General features: G+C 71.0%; 14 protein-coding genes. 4 read left to right on the top strand and 10 right to left on the bottom strand.

All coding sequences use genetic code 11. The annotated features are described in order from the left end of the window. Both ACGF5O_RS41815 and trpS read left to right on the top strand, forming a co-directional pair. A partial coding sequence (locus tag ACGF5O_RS41815) for a hypothetical protein (protein WP_393815180.1) occupies nucleotides 1-213 on the top strand: 213 nt, incomplete at its 5' end. A gap of 472 nt (nucleotides 214-685) precedes the next feature. Then, nucleotides 686-1,780 (top strand): tryptophan--tRNA ligase, encoded by a 1,095-nt coding sequence (gene trpS, locus ACGF5O_RS41820; protein ID WP_393815181.1) that lies wholly within the window; start codon nucleotides 686-688, stop codon nucleotides 1,778-1,780. A gap of 90 nt (nucleotides 1,781-1,870) precedes the next feature. On the opposite strand, the gene proC is transcribed toward trpS, so the two are convergent. The 6 genes from proC to ACGF5O_RS41850 all read right to left on the bottom strand — a co-directional run bounded on the left by proC (nucleotide 1,871) and on the right by ACGF5O_RS41850 (nucleotide 6,534). Beyond that, the gene (gene proC, locus ACGF5O_RS41825; RefSeq protein WP_393815182.1) at nucleotides 1,871-2,683 is read right to left on the bottom strand and encodes a pyrroline-5-carboxylate reductase; all 813 of its coding nucleotides are present in this window, start codon (nucleotides 2,681-2,683) and stop codon (nucleotides 1,871-1,873) included. Nucleotides 2,684-2,759: 76 nt separating this feature from the next. Continuing rightward, on the bottom strand, nucleotides 2,760-3,551 hold the full coding sequence (locus ACGF5O_RS41830) for an ABC transporter permease (RefSeq protein WP_393815183.1): 792 nt from the start codon (nucleotides 3,549-3,551) through the stop codon (nucleotides 2,760-2,762). Then, a complete protein-coding gene (locus tag ACGF5O_RS41835; RefSeq protein ID WP_393815184.1) occupies nucleotides 3,548-4,357 on the bottom strand; it encodes an ABC transporter ATP-binding protein in 810 nt (269 codons plus the stop codon). Before ACGF5O_RS41835 ends, ACGF5O_RS41830 begins: the two co-directional genes overlap by 4 nt. Before the next feature lie 312 nt (nucleotides 4,358-4,669). Continuing rightward, complete coding sequence (locus ACGF5O_RS41840; protein ID WP_393815185.1) at nucleotides 4,670-5,491, bottom strand: class I SAM-dependent methyltransferase; 822 nt, start codon at nucleotides 5,489-5,491, stop codon at nucleotides 4,670-4,672. Between the two features lie 144 nt (nucleotides 5,492-5,635). Further along, the gene (locus ACGF5O_RS41845) at nucleotides 5,636-6,142 is read right to left on the bottom strand and encodes an EamA/RhaT family transporter (RefSeq protein ID WP_393815186.1); all 507 of its coding nucleotides are present in this window, start codon (nucleotides 6,140-6,142) and stop codon (nucleotides 5,636-5,638) included. 71 nt (nucleotides 6,143-6,213) lie between these two features. Next, nucleotides 6,214-6,534: an SH3 domain-containing protein gene (locus ACGF5O_RS41850; RefSeq protein ID WP_393815187.1), complete on the bottom strand. Its 321-nt coding sequence runs from the start codon at nucleotides 6,532-6,534 to the stop codon at nucleotides 6,214-6,216. A 181-nt stretch (nucleotides 6,535-6,715) separates the two neighbouring features. Here ACGF5O_RS41850 and ACGF5O_RS41855 point away from each other — a divergent pair, with 181 nt between their 5' ends. Beyond that, nucleotides 6,716-8,857 carry a serine/threonine-protein kinase gene (locus ACGF5O_RS41855; RefSeq protein ID WP_393815188.1) on the top strand — a complete coding sequence of 714 codons (2,142 nt, stop codon included), beginning with the start codon at nucleotides 6,716-6,718 and terminating at the stop codon, nucleotides 8,855-8,857. Nucleotides 8,858-8,964: 107 nt separating this feature from the next. Here ACGF5O_RS41855 and ilvD read toward each other — a convergent pair whose 3' ends face one another. The 4 genes from ilvD to ACGF5O_RS41875 form a co-directional block, all read right to left on the bottom strand. Further along, the gene (ilvD, locus tag ACGF5O_RS41860; RefSeq protein ID WP_393815189.1) at nucleotides 8,965-10,818 is read right to left on the bottom strand and encodes a dihydroxy-acid dehydratase; all 1,854 of its coding nucleotides are present in this window, start codon (nucleotides 10,816-10,818) and stop codon (nucleotides 8,965-8,967) included. 109 nt (nucleotides 10,819-10,927) lie between these two features. Beyond that, nucleotides 10,928-11,551: a TetR family transcriptional regulator gene (locus ACGF5O_RS41865; protein ID WP_393815190.1), complete on the bottom strand. Its 624-nt coding sequence runs from the start codon at nucleotides 11,549-11,551 to the stop codon at nucleotides 10,928-10,930. Further along, nucleotides 11,548-12,378 carry a sugar phosphate isomerase/epimerase family protein gene (locus tag ACGF5O_RS41870; protein ID WP_393815191.1) on the bottom strand — a complete coding sequence of 277 codons (831 nt, stop codon included), beginning with the start codon at nucleotides 12,376-12,378 and terminating at the stop codon, nucleotides 11,548-11,550. The genes ACGF5O_RS41865 and ACGF5O_RS41870 overlap by 4 nt, the downstream gene beginning before the upstream one ends. A 97-nt stretch (nucleotides 12,379-12,475) precedes the next feature. Next, on the bottom strand, nucleotides 12,476-13,408 hold the full coding sequence (locus ACGF5O_RS41875; RefSeq protein ID WP_393815192.1) for a Ppx/GppA family phosphatase: 933 nt from the start codon (nucleotides 13,406-13,408) through the stop codon (nucleotides 12,476-12,478). Nucleotides 13,409-13,488: 80 nt separating this feature from the next. On the opposite strand from ACGF5O_RS41875, the gene ACGF5O_RS41880 reads away from it, so the two are divergent. Next, entirely contained in the window at nucleotides 13,489-14,328 is an 840-nt protein-coding gene (locus ACGF5O_RS41880) for a hypothetical protein (RefSeq protein ID WP_393815193.1), read from the top strand. Nucleotides 14,329-14,340 lie beyond the last annotated feature (12 nt).

Genomic DNA, 14,340 nt, shown 5'->3' on the forward strand with positions numbered 1-14,340 from the left:
GGCGTTGATTTTTGGCACGCTGTTGAGTTCTCAAGGAACGGTCGCTTCCTTTGTACTCACCCTCTCGGGCTTTCCTCCGGGCTTCCCTTCGGTCTGCGTTTCCGACTCTATCAGATCTTTTCTCGACCCGATTTCCTCGGTGCTTTCCAGGTTTTCGCTCTCGCGTTTCCCTTTCCGGCGGTTCCGACTCTATCAGATCCTTTCGGCGTCTGATTCCCAGTCAGCGGGTGTTGTCTTCGCGGCTGGTGGGCCGTTCCGACGAGTGAGACTTTAGCGGATTCCCGGCCTCCGAGCTAATCGGGGGCCGCGTCCTTTCGAACGTGGATTCCTCATTCCGTAAATACGCACGCAGAAGCAGTCGACGACGTGTCGCCGATTACTGGTAGGTACTTGCGGAGTGGCTGTCCGGGGACCGACCGGGGTCGGCGCTCACGTCGGACAACTCGGAGAACACTACGTATCCGGTTGGGGCGTGTCAACTTGCGGCGGGACGGCACCCCGGCGGCGTAGGGTGGGCGGCATGACTACGCGTACGTGTACCCAGCAGTGGTGGCCCGCCTGACGGCGGCCGCGCTCACGTACGTAATCAACGGCCGCCGCTTCGGCGGCCGTTCGCGTATCTCCCTCCAGAACCTCAGGGGGCCGGCCGCCGGGACGGCGGTCTCGACCAGGAGGTGGAGAGGGAATGACACGGGTCTTCAGCGGGATCAAGCCGACCGGGCACCTGACACTGGGGAACTACCTGGGAGCGATGCGGCAGTGGGCTGCCGTGGACCAGCACCAGGCCGACGCGTTGTTCTGCGTCGTCGATCTGCACGGCATGACCGTGGACCACGATCCGGCCCGGCTGCGCAGGCTCACCCGGCAGGCGGCGACGCTCCTGCTGGCGGCGGGGCTGGATCCGGAGCTGTGCACCGTGTTCGTGCAGAGCCATGTCGACGAGCACACCCGGCTGTCGTACGTCATGGAGTGCGTGGCGACCGACGGTGAGATGCGGCGGATGATCCAGTACAAGGAGAAGGTCGCCAGCGAGGGGGCGCGTGGGCGGGGGGTGCGGCTGTCCCTGTTGACGTATCCGGCGCTGATGGCGGCGGACATCCTGGCGTACGGGGCGGACGAGGTGCCGGTCGGGGACGACCAGGCGCAGCACGTGGAGCTGACGCGGGATCTGGCGGTGCGGTTCAACCAACGGTACGGGCACACGTTCGCGGTGCCGAAGGCGACCGTGCCTGCGGTGGCGGCGCGGGTGATGAACCTGCAGGATCCGACGTCGAAGATGGGGAAGAGCGACGACTCCGGGCCCGGGATCGTCTATCTGCTCGACGAGCCGGACGTGATCCGCAAGAAGGTCATGCGGGCCGTGACCGACAGCGGCCGGGAGGTCGTGTACGACCGGGAGGAGCGGCCCGGGGTCGCGAATCTGCTGGAGATTCTCGCTGCGTGCACGGACGGGAACCCTGAGTCACTGGCAACCGTTCACGATTCGTACGGCGCTCTGAAGCAGGCCACCGCGGAGGCGGTGCTGGAGACGCTGAGGCCCGTGCGGGCCAGGCACAAGGAGTTGTGTGCCGATCCGGGATATGTGGAGGGGGTGCTGCGGCATGGAGCGGAGAAGGCTCGGGCGATCGCCCGGCCGATCGTCGATACGGCCTATCGGGCGATCGGGCTGTTGCCGCCTGGCGCCGTCCCGGAATCGGAATCGGAATCGGGATCGGGATCGGGGTCGGGGTCGGGGTCGCGGGAGGCGACGGCCGAGCCCGCGTTGAACGCGGCGCGGTAGACACGGGGAGTTCCTGACTCAGGACGTCGCGTCCCGGAGCAGTGCTCCGGGACGCGACCGTCCGGCCCCTCTTCGGTCTGCGGCGGCCTGTCAGTCCTTCTTGCCGGAGGCGAGTTCGCGGCTACGGTCGCGGGCGGCTTCGAGGGCGGCGATGAGGGCGGCGCGGACGCCGTGGTTCTCCAGTTCGCGGATGGCGTTGATGGTGGTGCCGGCGGGTGAGGTGACGTTCTCGCGGAGCTTGACGGGGTGTTCACCGCTGTCGCGGAGCATCACGGCGGCGCCGATCGCGGACTGGACGATGAGGTCGTGGGCCTTGTCCCGGGGCAGGCCGAGCAGGATGCCGGCGTCGGTCATGGCCTCGACCAGGTAGAAGAAGTACGCCGGGCCCGAGCCGGAGAGGGCGGTGCAGGCGTCCTGCTGGGACTCGGGCACCCGGAGGGTCTTGCCGACGGCGCCGAAGATCTCCTCGGCGTGGGCGACATGGGCCTCGGTGGCGTGGGTGCCGGCGGAGATGACGGACATGGCCTCGTCGACGAGGGCGGGGGTGTTCGTCATGACGCGGACGACCGGGGTGCCGGTGGCGAGACGCTCCTCGAAGAAGGAGGTGGGGATGCCCGCGGCGCCGCTGATGACGAGGCGGTCGGCGGGGAGGTGCGGGGCGAGTTCGTCGAGGAGGGTGCCCATGTCCTGGGGCTTGACCGTGAGGATCAGGGTGTCGGCGGTCTTCGCGGCCTCGGCGTTGGTGACCGGGGTGACTCCGTGGCGGGCGCGGAGTTCTTCGGCCCGTTCGGGGCGGCGGGCGGTGACCAGGAGGTCGGCAGGGGACCAGCCGGCGCGGATCACTCCGCTCAGCAGGGCTTCGCCGATCTTGCCGGTGCCGAGGACTGCGACTTTCTGACTCATGCGGTTCAGTCTGGCACCGGGGGTCGGGGCGGGGGCCGTCTGTCCGCTGGCCGGACTTCGGCGGGGGCGGTGGTGGCTAGGCCGTGCGTCGCCTCAGGGTGGCCGCTCCGAGGGCCAGGACCAGCAGGGCGCAGCCGGCGACGATCAGGACGTCCCTGACGAAGGTGGCGGTCATGTCGGTGTGGTGGAGGACCTCGTTCATGCCGTCGACGGCGTAGGACATGGGGAGGACGTCGGAGACGGCTTCGAGGGCGGGGTGCATCTCGGAGCGGGGAGTGAAGAGGCCGCAGAGGAGGAGCTGGGGGAAGATCACCGCCGGCATGAACTGGACCGCCTGGAATTCCGAGGCCGCGAAGGCCGAGACGAAGAGACCGAGGGCCGTACCGAGCAGGGCGTCGAGCAGGGCGACCAGGAGCAGGAGCCAGGGGGAACCGGTGACGTCGAGGCCCAGGAACCAGACGGCGAGGCCGGTGGCGAGGGCCGACTGGATGATCGCGAGGATGCCGAAGGCGAGGGCGTAGCCGGCGATGAGGTCGGCCTTGCCGAGGGGCATGGCGAGGAGGCGTTCGAGGGTGCCTGAGGTGCGTTCGCGGAGGGTGGCGATGGAGGTCACCAGGAACATCGTGATGAGCGGGAAGATGCCGAGGAGCGAGGCGCCGATGTTGTCGAAGGTGTGCGGGCTGCCGTCGAAGACGTAGCGGAGCAGGACCAGCATCAGGCAGGGGATGAGGAGCAGCAGCGCGATGGTGCGGGGGTCGTGGCGGAGCTGGCGCAGGACGCGGGCGGCGGTGGCGGTGGTGCGGGAGAGGTTCAGGGCGCTGACGGGGATGGCCGCGGTGGTTCCTGTGGTGGCCGGCTGAGTGGTCATCGTGCCGATTCCTTCGTGCGGGAGGTGGCGTTGGCTTCGTCGACGAGGTGGAGGAAGGCGGCCTCGACGGTGTCGGAGCCGGTGCGGGTGCGCAGGGCCTCGGGGGTGTCGTCGGCGAGGATCTCGCCTTCGCGCATGAGGAGGAGGCGGTGGCAGCGTTCGGCCTCGTCCATGACGTGGGAGGAGACGAGGAGGGTGGCGCCGCGGGTGGCGGCGATGGAGCGGAAGAGGTTCCAGAGGTCGCGGCGCAGGACGGGGTCGAGGCCGACGGTGGGTTCGTCGAGGACGAGGAGTTCGGGGCTGCCGAGCAGGGCGACGGCGAGGGAGACGCGGTTGCGCTGGCCGCCGGAGAGGTTGCCGGCGAGGGCGGCGGCGTGGCTGGTGAGGTCGACTTCGCCGAGGACGCGGTCGACGTCGGCGCGGCGGGCGGAGGCGGGGCGGGTGGGGTCGAGGATCGAGCCGAAGTAGTCGAGGTTCTGGCGGATGGTCAGGTCGTCGTAGACGGAGGCGGCTTGGGTGACGTAGCCGATCCGGGTGCGCAGGGAGGGGTGACCGGCGGGCCGGCCGAGGACGTTGAGGGTGCCGGTGACCTTGGCCTGGGTGCCGACGACGGCGCGCATCAGGGTGGACTTGCCGCATCCGGAGGGGCCGAGGAGGCCGGTGATCTGACCGCGCGGAACGGTGAAGTCGAGGCCGCGCAGGACGGTTCGGGGGCCGCGGACCGCGGTGAGTCCTTCGGCCTGGACGGCGGAGGGCAGGGCGGGGTTGCCGGGGGCCTGGGGCGGCTCCGGCGAGTAATTCACCATGTGATGAATAATGCTCGGGAGGGGGTGGGCCGTCAAGGGGACGGGATGGCCCTGGGGGGTGGGGACGCTCACCGGCGCTGGCCGGCCACCGCCGCGCCCACCCGTGCCGCCCTGCGGCACGCCTGCCCGCAGCTAAGTCTTTGTCTTTGTCCTTGAGGGGCGCGGGGAACTGCGCGACAAGCCCCCACCGGCCCGCGCTGGTGCGACTGCCCGCAGCTGAGGCGCCCCGCACGGGGCGCGGGGAACCTGCGCGAGGAACCCCCACCGGCCCGCGGCCGAATCCCCGCCGCGGGCCGGTGGTGTCGGCAACGCTCAGGCGTTGAGCGCGACGAGGAGGAGGACGTCGTACGTCTCCTCGACCACACCGTCGGGGAAGATCTTCAGGAGGTGGGCGCGTTCCTCGGCGAGGAAGTCGGTGCGGCGGGGCTCGGAGGTGACGAGGAACGCCGAGTGGCTGCCGATGTTGGCAAGGTGGGTGTCGACGGGGACGCGGCGGCTCCAGCGGACCTCGCGGCGGGCGAAGCGGAGCCGCCCGCTGGGGTCGGCGAGGTCGGTGCGGTCGGCCCCCTTGCTCTGCTCGGCCGTGTTGTCGATGTCGAAGAAGCGGCTGATGCGGTCGGAGGCGTCGGCGATCCAGTCGACGTCGAGTGCGCTGGTGTTCCACCACAGTGCCAGCGCCCCGCCGGGACGCAGCACGCGGAGGGCCTCCGGCACGGAGCGCGCCGGGTCGGTCCAGTGCCAGGCCTGGGCGTAGGTGAGGAAGTCGGCGGTGCTGTCGGCGAGCGGGAGGGCGTTGCCGTTGCCGCGGACGATCGGGATGCCGGGGCGGGTGGCGTGGAACTGGGCCGCCATGCCCTCCCCCGGCTCCACCGCGACCACGTCGGCGCCGCGCGTGTGCAGGAGGGCGGTCGCGATGCCGGTGCCCGCGCCGACGTCGACCACCCGGGCGCCCGTGAGGGAGCGGCCGGCTTCCTCCTCCACTGCGTCGAGGAGAGCGGGCGGGTAGGAAGGGCGGTTCGCGGCGTACTGTGCCGCGGCGGCGTTGAAGGAGCGCGCGCGTGCGGCATGGGAGGGGGCGGGGGAAAGGTTCGGGCTCGTGTTGCGGGGGTGCGACTGCGACTGGCCTGTGGTCATGCGGCCATGGTCCCGGGCGGTGGCACGGGAGCGACAGGGATTTCCCGGGGGGCGGGTCGGATCCAGCCCGTCGGCCACCGCACCGGCGCCATCGCACCGGCGCCACGTCTCCGCGACCGCGCGGCGGCGGCGTCGGCCTCGGGGTCAGCGCTTCCGCTTCTTCTTCGACGGGTTGCCCGAGCGGCGGGTGGTGCGGTGTTCGTGTTCCTGGACGGCGGTGTCGTACTCGGCGCGGTGGAGTTTCTCGCCGGGGGCCTCGATGAGCGAGCGGAAGAAGTAGGCGAGGAGCGAGCCGACGAAGCCGATGGCGAGGAGGCCGCGCAGGGAGGCCTGGCGTTCGGGGTCGGGGCGCTTGCCGAAGGACTCCCAGGTGTTGCGGAAGGCCAGGGCACTGCAGACGGCGAACATCGCGACGACGAGGACGGTCACGAAGGCGCCGGTGTCGGCCAGCTGGACACCCTCGTAGGCGAGGCGCAGGACCAGGCAGGAGGCGACGGCCGCGGCGAGCGAGCCCACGGCCACGCCGATCCGGCGGGCGGTGTAGCCGTCGTCGTGGTTCACCCAGGACGTGCCGAAGAAACGGAGGGGCTCGGGGCGGGGTCCGCCGGTGGAGCCCGCGGGGGTGTCCGGGGTGCCTGGTTCGTCGCTCACGGGACGATTATGGCGCCGGGTGGCCGCGGGCTCCGGGTCGGGTCGGACCGGCTCAGGTCGGACCGGTCGGGTCAGGCGCAGCGGTCGGTCACGTAGCCGTCGCTGCCGGTGTGGACGTAGGCGTCCGAGACGTATTCGCCGTTGTCGATGTTGTCCCAGATGTTCGAGGTGCCGTAGTAGCCGGACACCGTCGTGCCGGGTGTCTGGCAGAAGATCGGGACGCGGGTGCCCTCGGGGAGGGTCCGCGTGATGTCGTAGCCGGTGCCGGGGCCGCTGCGGACGTTGAGGCGGACGCCCGGGGCGACCGCGTACGTCTTCACGGATGCCGCCAGCGTCGAGACGGCCTCCCCCTCGGCGCTGCCGCCTGCTTCCTGCGTGTGATCGACGGACATGTTTGTGCTCCCCCCACTGAACCCATGAGTGCCATGGAGTCCCGTTGATTCCCCTCATTCGAGCCACGAAACACATGTACGTAACTCGCACGCGGAGGCTAGCAAGCCGCCTCTGTCTCGTACGGGTCATCGACTAGGCTCCGTGAGTCGCGCTCCGCGGAAACAGCACGGGGGTGGTCCCTTGACGCCACAGCGCAACACCGGAGCGGGCGCGGAAGCGGAACTTCCCGAGTACGCCGGGCACTACCGCCTGGAGTCCTGCCTGGGATCCGGTGGCATGGGTGTGGTGCACCTGGCTCGCAGCACCTCGGGGCTGAAGCTCGCGGTGAAGGTCGTGCATGCCCAATACGCCAAGGACCGTGAGTTCAGGGGTCGTTTCCGGCAGGAGGTGGCCGCCGCGCGCAAGGTCAGCGGCGCCTTCACCGCCCCGGTCGTGGACGCCGATCCGGAGGCCGAACGGCCCTGGATGGCCACCCTCTTCATTCCCGGCCCGACCCTTTCCGAGCATGTGAAGCGGAACGGGCCGATGCCTCCTGCCCAGTTGCGCCGGCTGATGGCCGGACTGGCGGAGGCGTTGCGCGACATCCACCGGGTCGGCGTCGTGCACCGGGATCTCAAGCCGAGCAACGTACTGCTCGCCGAGGACGGCCCCAAGGTCATCGACTTCGGTATCTCCCGACCGAAAGACAGCGAACTGCGGACCGAGACGGGGAAGTTGATCGGTACGCCGCCGTTCATGGCGCCGGAGCAGTTCAGGCGACCGCGTGAGGTGGGGCCCGCCGCCGACATCTTCGCGCTCGGGTCGGTGCTGGTGCACGCGGCGACGGGGCGGGGTCCGTTCGACTCGGACAGTCCCTACGTCGTCGCCTACCAGGTCGTGCACGACGAGCCCGACCTCGCCGACGTACCCGAGGAGCTTGCTCCGGTGGTGCTGCGCTGCCTCGCCAAGGAGCCCGAGGACCGGCCGACGCCCGATGAACTGATGCGGGAGATGCGGTCGTTGTCGGCGTCGTACGACACGCAGGCGTTCATACCGGCACAGCGGGTCTGGGTGGGCGACGGCGACAGCGACAGCGCCGACCCAGCGGAGGAGGAGTCGCCTGCCGCCGTACCCGAGCAGAAGGCGGGGAAGGCGGGGAAGGCGCGTAGGACGACGCGGCGGCGCACGGCCGTCGCCGTCGGGGCCGGTGCCGTGGTCCTGGGGGTCGTGGTCGCCTCGACGCTGTGGTTCGGGGACGGCGATCCGACGCCGGTGGGCAGCACGGTGCACGGCTCCGCGGGCGCGTTCGAGGCGTGGCAGGCGGAGCCGGTGGCCAAGGGCGGTTCGGGGATGCCGCAGTGCGTCGCCGGCGCGGGGAAGGTGCTGTGCCTCCGGTCGGGGCTTGCCTACGCCCTCGACCCGACGGGCGGCCGGGTGCTGTGGCGGCACCGGGTCGCGGACGAGCGGACGAGCGGCGCACCGTCGCTGTCGGGCGGGCTCCTGCTGCTGCCGGCGGACGGCGGACGGCGGGTGGCGGCGCTGGATCCGGCGACCGGCTCGCCGCGCTGGCAGCGGGACCTGCCCGCGCACCAGGCGATGGCGGTCACCCGGAACATGCTGCTGACCGTCGGATCCGACCGCGTGATCACCGGCATCGACAGCGGGACCGGCCGGACCGGGTGGAGCCTGCCGGTGTCGGGCACCGTCACCCCGTCCCTGAGCTCGTTCGCCGGAGACCGGCTGGCCTACGCGACCAGCACCTCCGACGACGGCACGCACACCCTGGTCACCGCGCTGGACCCGGAGGCCGGGGAACGGCGCTGGGAGGCGCGGCTCGCGGGTGACCTCGAACCGGTCGGCAGCGCGGGCGGCTCGCTGTTCCTGCTGTCCACGGACCTCGCCTCCGGGCAGACGGACGCGGTGGTGCGCTACACACCGGCCACCAGGACCACCCGCCGGGTGGCGCTGCCCGTCCGCCGGGACGCGCCGGGCGCCTCGGTGCACGGCGGCATCGTCTATCTGCTGTCCGCAGGCGGCTCGCTGGAGGCCGTCGACCTGGAGCGCGGCAGACGGCTCTGGGGAATCCAGACGTCGGTGAGCCGGGGCTCGTCGCCGACGGCCGACGACCGGAACGTCTACTTCACGGCGGCCGACGGACGTCTGCTCGCCGTCGACGCCCGCAGGGGAACCCTCGTCGGCCAGACCCCGGCGCGTCTGGCCGGCAACACCGACCAGGTCGTCGCCACGCTGTCGGCTCCGCTGGTCGTCGGTACCCATGTCTACGCCACCGCCCCCGACGGCACCGTCTTCGCCGTGGACGCGGCGGATCCCGGCGACTGGTAGCGACGCCGGAGGGAAGCCGAAGTTCAGCCGAAGGGAAGCCGTAAAGAGGCCGAAAGGAAGGGGCCGCCCCCGTGCGGAGGCGGCCCCTTCCGGGCTTGTCGTGCGGGTCAGCCCAGCTTCGACACGTCGCGGACCGCGCCCTTGTCGGCGCTGGTGGCCATCGCGGCGTAGGCGCGCAGGGCCGCGGAGACCTTGCGCTCGCGGTTCTTCGGGGCGTAGACGCCGTTCAGGGCCTGCTCTCGGCGGGACAGCTCGGCCTCGTCGACGAGGAGTTCGATCGTGCGGTTCGGGATGTCGATGCGGATGCGGTCGCCGTTCTCGACGAGGGCGATGGTGCCGCCGGAGGCCGCCTCCGGGGAGGCGTGGCCGATGGAGAGGCCCGAGGTGCCGCCGGAGAAGCGCCCGTCGGTGATCAGCGCGCAGCTCTTGCCGAGGCCGCGGCCCTTGAGGAAGGACGTCGGGTAGAGCATCTCCTGCATGCCGGGGCCGCCCTTGGGACCCTCGTAGCGGATCACGACGACGTCGCCGTCGGTGACCTGCTTGTTGAGGATCTTCTCGACGGCTTCCTCCTGGGACTCGCAGACGACCGCGGGGCCCTCGAAGGTCCAGATGGACTCGTCGACGCCGGCCGTCTTGACCACGCAGCCGTCGACGGCGAGGTTGCCCTTGAGGACCGCGAGGCCGCCGTCCTTGGAGTAGGCGTGCTCGACGCTGCGGATGCAGCCTTCGGCCGCGTCCTCGTCCAGGGCCTCCCAGCGCTCGGACTGGGAGAAGGCCTCGGCGGAGCGGACGCAGCCGGGGGCCGCGTGCCAGAGTTCGACTGCCTCGGGGGACGGGGAGCCGGCGCGCACGTCCCACGTCTTCAACCAGTCGGCGAGGGACGGGCTGTGGACGGAGTGGACGTCCTCGTTGAGAAGGCCGCCGCGGTGCAGCTCGCCGAGGAGGGCGGGGATGCCGCCGGCGCGGTGCACGTCCTCCATGTAGTACGTGCGGGTCTTGGCGACGTTCGGGGCCACCTTGGCGAGGCAGGGCACCCGGCGCGAGACCTCGTTGATCTCCTCCAGGCCGAAGGGGACGCCCGCCTCCTGGGCGGCGGCCAGCAGGTGCAGGATCGTGTTGGTGGAGCCGCCCATCGCGATGTCCAGGGCCATCGCGTTCTCGAACGCGGCGAAGGTCGCGATGTTGAGCGGCAGGACCGTGTCGTCGTCCTGCTCGTAGTAGCGGCGGGTGAGGTCCATGACCGTGCGGGCCGCGTTGACGTAGAGCTGCTTGCGGGCCGTGTGGGTGGCCAGGACCGAGCCGTTGCCCGGGAGGGAGAGGCCGATCGCCTCCGTCAGGCAGTTCATCGAGTTCGCGGTGAACATGCCGGAACAGGAACCGCAGGTCGGACAGGCGTTCTCCTCGATCCGGAGGACGTCCTCGTCGGAGACGTTCTCGTTCGCCGCGTCGACCATCGCGTCGATCAGGTCGAGGGTGCGGACCGTGCCGTCCACGAGGGTCGCCCGGCCGGCCTCCATGGGGCCGCCGGAGACGAAGACCGTGGGGATGTTCAGCCGCAGGGCGGCCATGAGCATGCCCGGGGTGATCTTGTCGCAGTTGGAGATGCAGACCAGGGCGTCGGCGCAGTGCGCCTCGACCATGTACTCCACGCTGTCCGCGATCAGGTCGCGGGAGGGCAGGGAGTACAGCATGCCGCCGTGGCCCATCGCGATGCCGTCGTCCACGGCGATCGTGTTGAACTCGCGCGGGATGCCGCCCGCCTCCTTGATCGCCTCGGAGACGATCCGGCCGACCGGCTGGAGGTGGGTGTGGCCCGGCACGAACTCGGTGAAGGAGTTGGCGACGGCGATGATCGGCTTGCGGCCGATGTCCGCGCCGGGTACACCGGAGGCGCGCATAAGGGCGCGGGCGCCCGCCATGTTGCGGCCGTGGGTGACTGTGCGGGACCTCAGCTCGGGCATCGTCGCTCGCTCCTTCAGACAGATAGGGCTGCTAACGAGCGTACGCCCGTTGTTCAGGCCTCGGGACGAGGTGTCCGGAATGCGGGACGCGCGTCTCGCACGGCCGGGCTCACGGCCCGGTCAGATGCCCCTGCACCACCGGGGCGATCCTGGCCACGATCTGCTCCACGTCCGCGGACGCCAGCGGCTCCACCTTGATCACGTAGCGCAGCATCGCGCACCCCACCAGCTGCGCCGCGGCCAGGTCGGCGCGCAGCTCCCCGTCGGGGTGGTCCACCTGCTGCGCGAGCCGGCTCAGCAGCTGGGCGGCGATCAGGCGGCGGAAGACGGCGGCGGCCGTTTCGTTGTTGACGGCGGAGCGGACGATCGCGAGCAGGGGCGTACGGGTGGTGGGGTTCTCCCAGATCCCGAAGACGAACCGGGTCAGCCGCTCGCCGACGCCCTCCAGCGGGCCGTCGGCGATGGCGCCGGGCGCGTCGACGACGGGCGCGAAGGCGACCGCGATGGCGGCCTCGAAGATCTGTTCCTTGGTGCCGAAGTAGTGGTGGACCAGGGCGGAGTCGACGCCGGCGGCCTTGGCGATGGCACGTACGGACGTCTTCTCGAAGCCGTGTTCGGAGAACTCCTCGCGGGCGGTGACGAGGATTCGGTCCCGGGTGTCGGCCGACTCGGTACGCGGCGGACGGCCGCGGCGGCGGACGCCGGTGCCCTTTCCGGCGGGCGCGTCGGTCATCGGCGGGGCACCTTCACCGCCGAGGCGAGGTGCAGCCGGGTGAAGGCCAGGGCCTCCGCCAGGTCGGCCTCGCGCTCCGCGCCGGACATCGCGCGCCGGGTGTTGACCTCGATCACGACATGCCCGTCGAAGCCGGTGACCGCGAGCCGTTCCAGCAGCTCGGCGCAGGGCTGGGTGCCGCGGCCCGGCACCAGGTGCTCGTCCTTGGCGGAGCCGCGGCCGTCGGCGAGGTGGACGTGGCCGAGCCGGTCGCCCATCCGGTCGACCATGGCGAGGGCGTCGGTCCGGGACGTCGCGGCGTGGCTGAGGTCGATCGTGAAGTGCCGGTAGTCGTCCTTCGTGACGTCCCAGTCGGGGGCGTACGCGAGCATCTCGCGGTCGCGGTAGCGCCACGGGTACATGTTCTCCACCGCGAACCGCACGTCCGTCTCGTTCGCCATGCGCCAGATCCCCTCGACGAAGTCGCGGGCGTACTGGCGCTGCCAGCGGAACGGGGGGTGGACGACGACCGTGCTCGCGCCCAGCTTCTCGGCGGCGGCCCGGGCCCGCTGGAGCTTGATCCAGGGGTCGGTGGACCAGACCCGCTGGGTGATCAGCAGACAGGGCGCGTGGACGGCGAGGATCGGCATGCGGTGGTAGTCGCTCAGCCGGCGCAGGGCCTCGATGTCCTGGCTGACCGGGTCGGTCCACACCATGACCTCGACGCCGTCGTAGCCGAGGCGTGCGGCGATCTCGAAGGCCGTCGCCGTCGACTCCGGGTAGACGGAGGCCGTGGAGAGCGCGACCTTCGCATCCGGGATGCGGACGACGTCCCTTGGGTTTGCCACGAGGGACAGGTTACGGGGTGGGGGTGGGTGGACAGGGGGCGCCCGGTCGCCGGTGTGACGGGGGTCGCGCCGGCGAGTACGGGGCGGGAGGAGGCGCTCAGGCTGATCCCATGTGATCGAGGCGCCGCAGGATCACACCCTCCCTCAGGGCCCACGGGCAGACCTCCACGCTGTCCACCTCCAAGAGGTCCATCGCGGCCTCCGCCACCAGCGCGCCCGCCACCAGCTGGCCCGAGCGGCCCTCCGAGACGCCCGGGAGCGCGGAGCGCTGGGCCGTGGTCATGGCCGCCAGTCTCGGGACCCAGGTCTGCAACGAGCCGCGCTTGAGTTCGCGCTGGACGTAGAGGCCGTCGGCGGAGCGGGCCGCGCCGGCGATGCGGGCCAGCTGCTTGAAGGTCTTGGAGGTGGCGACCACGTGGTCGGGGGCGCCGAAGCGGCTGAACTCGCCGACCGTACGGGCGATCTCGGCGCGTACATGGCGGCGCAGTGCCCGTATGTCCTCGGAGGACGGCGGGTCGCCGGGGATCCAGCCCGCGGTGAGCCGGCCGGCGCCGAGCGGCAGCGAGACGGCCGTGTCGGGCTCCTCGTCGATGCCGTACGCGATCTCCAGGGAGCCGCCGCCGATGTCCAGGACCAGCAGCTTTCCGGCGGACCAGCCGAACCAGCGGCGGACCGCGAGGAAGGTCAGCCGGGCCTCCTCGGCGCCGGTGAGAACCTGGAGCTCGACACCGGTCTCGGCCTTCACGCGCGCGAGGACGTCGTCGGCGTTGGTGGCCTCGCGCACGGCGGAGGTGGCGAACGGCAGCAGGTCCTCGACGCCCTTGTCCTCCGCGGCCTGCAGGGCGTCCTTGACGACACCGACCAGTTTCTCGACTCCGTCGGGGCCGATCGCCCCGTTGCCGTCGAGGAGTTGGGCGAGGCGCAACTCCGCCTTGTGCGAGTGCGCCGGAAGCGGGCGCGCGCCGGGGTGCGCATCCACCACCAGCAGGTGCACCGTGTTAGATCCCACGTCGAGGACACCGAGTCTCATGTACGGAACTGTACGGAACACTGCTGACAGGGGTCCCTGAGCAGTCCCCGGAGTGGCCTTCGGCGACTTACCCTGGACGGGTGCCAAAGACGAAAAAGACGAAGGACCACAAGGCCGCCAAATCAGCCGACGGTTCTTCGCGGGCGAAGCAGCCGAAGAAGCCCCTCGCGGCGGACGAGAAGGGTCTCGACTTCGCGCGAGCCTGGGTGGAGTTCCCGGATCCGGCCGACGACGAGCAGGTGTTCCGCTGTGATCTGACCTGGCTGACCTCCCGCTGGACCTGCATCTTCGGCAGCGGCTGCCAGGGCATCCAGGCGGGCCGCGCGGACGACGGCTGCTGCACGCTGGGCGCGCACTTCTCCGACGAGGACGACGAGAAGCGGGTCGCCGATCATGTGGCGAGGCTCACGCCGGAGATCTGGCAGAACCATGCCGAGGGCACCGCGCACGGCTGGGTCTCGGAGGACGACGAGGGCTCCCGCCAGACCCGCCCGTACCAGGGCTCCTGCATCTTCCAGAACCGCCCCGGTTTCGCCGCCGGCGCCGGCTGCTCGCTGCACATCCTCGCGCTGCGGGAGGGCCGCGAGCCGCTGGAGACCAAGCCGGACGTCTGCTGGCAGCTGCCGATCCGCCGGACGTACGACTGGATCGACCGCCCCGACGACACGCGGGTCCTCCAGGTCTCGATCGGCGAGTACGACCGCAGGGGCTGGGGCCCGGGCGGCCACGACCTCCACTGGTGGTGCACCTCGGCGACCTCGGCACACGGCGCGGGCGACCCGGTGTACGTCTCCTACCGCGCGGAACTGACCGAACTCATGGGCAAGACGGGCTACGACCGCCTGACAGAACTCTGCGAGAGCCGCCTCGCCTCCCAGCTCCCCCTGCTGGCACCCCACCCGGCCGACCCGACCGAGTAACACTCACCACAG

The sequence above is a fragment of the Streptomyces sp. NPDC048291 genome (assembly GCF_043201715.1).
Taxonomy (GTDB): domain Bacteria; phylum Actinomycetota; class Actinomycetes; order Streptomycetales; family Streptomycetaceae; genus Streptomyces.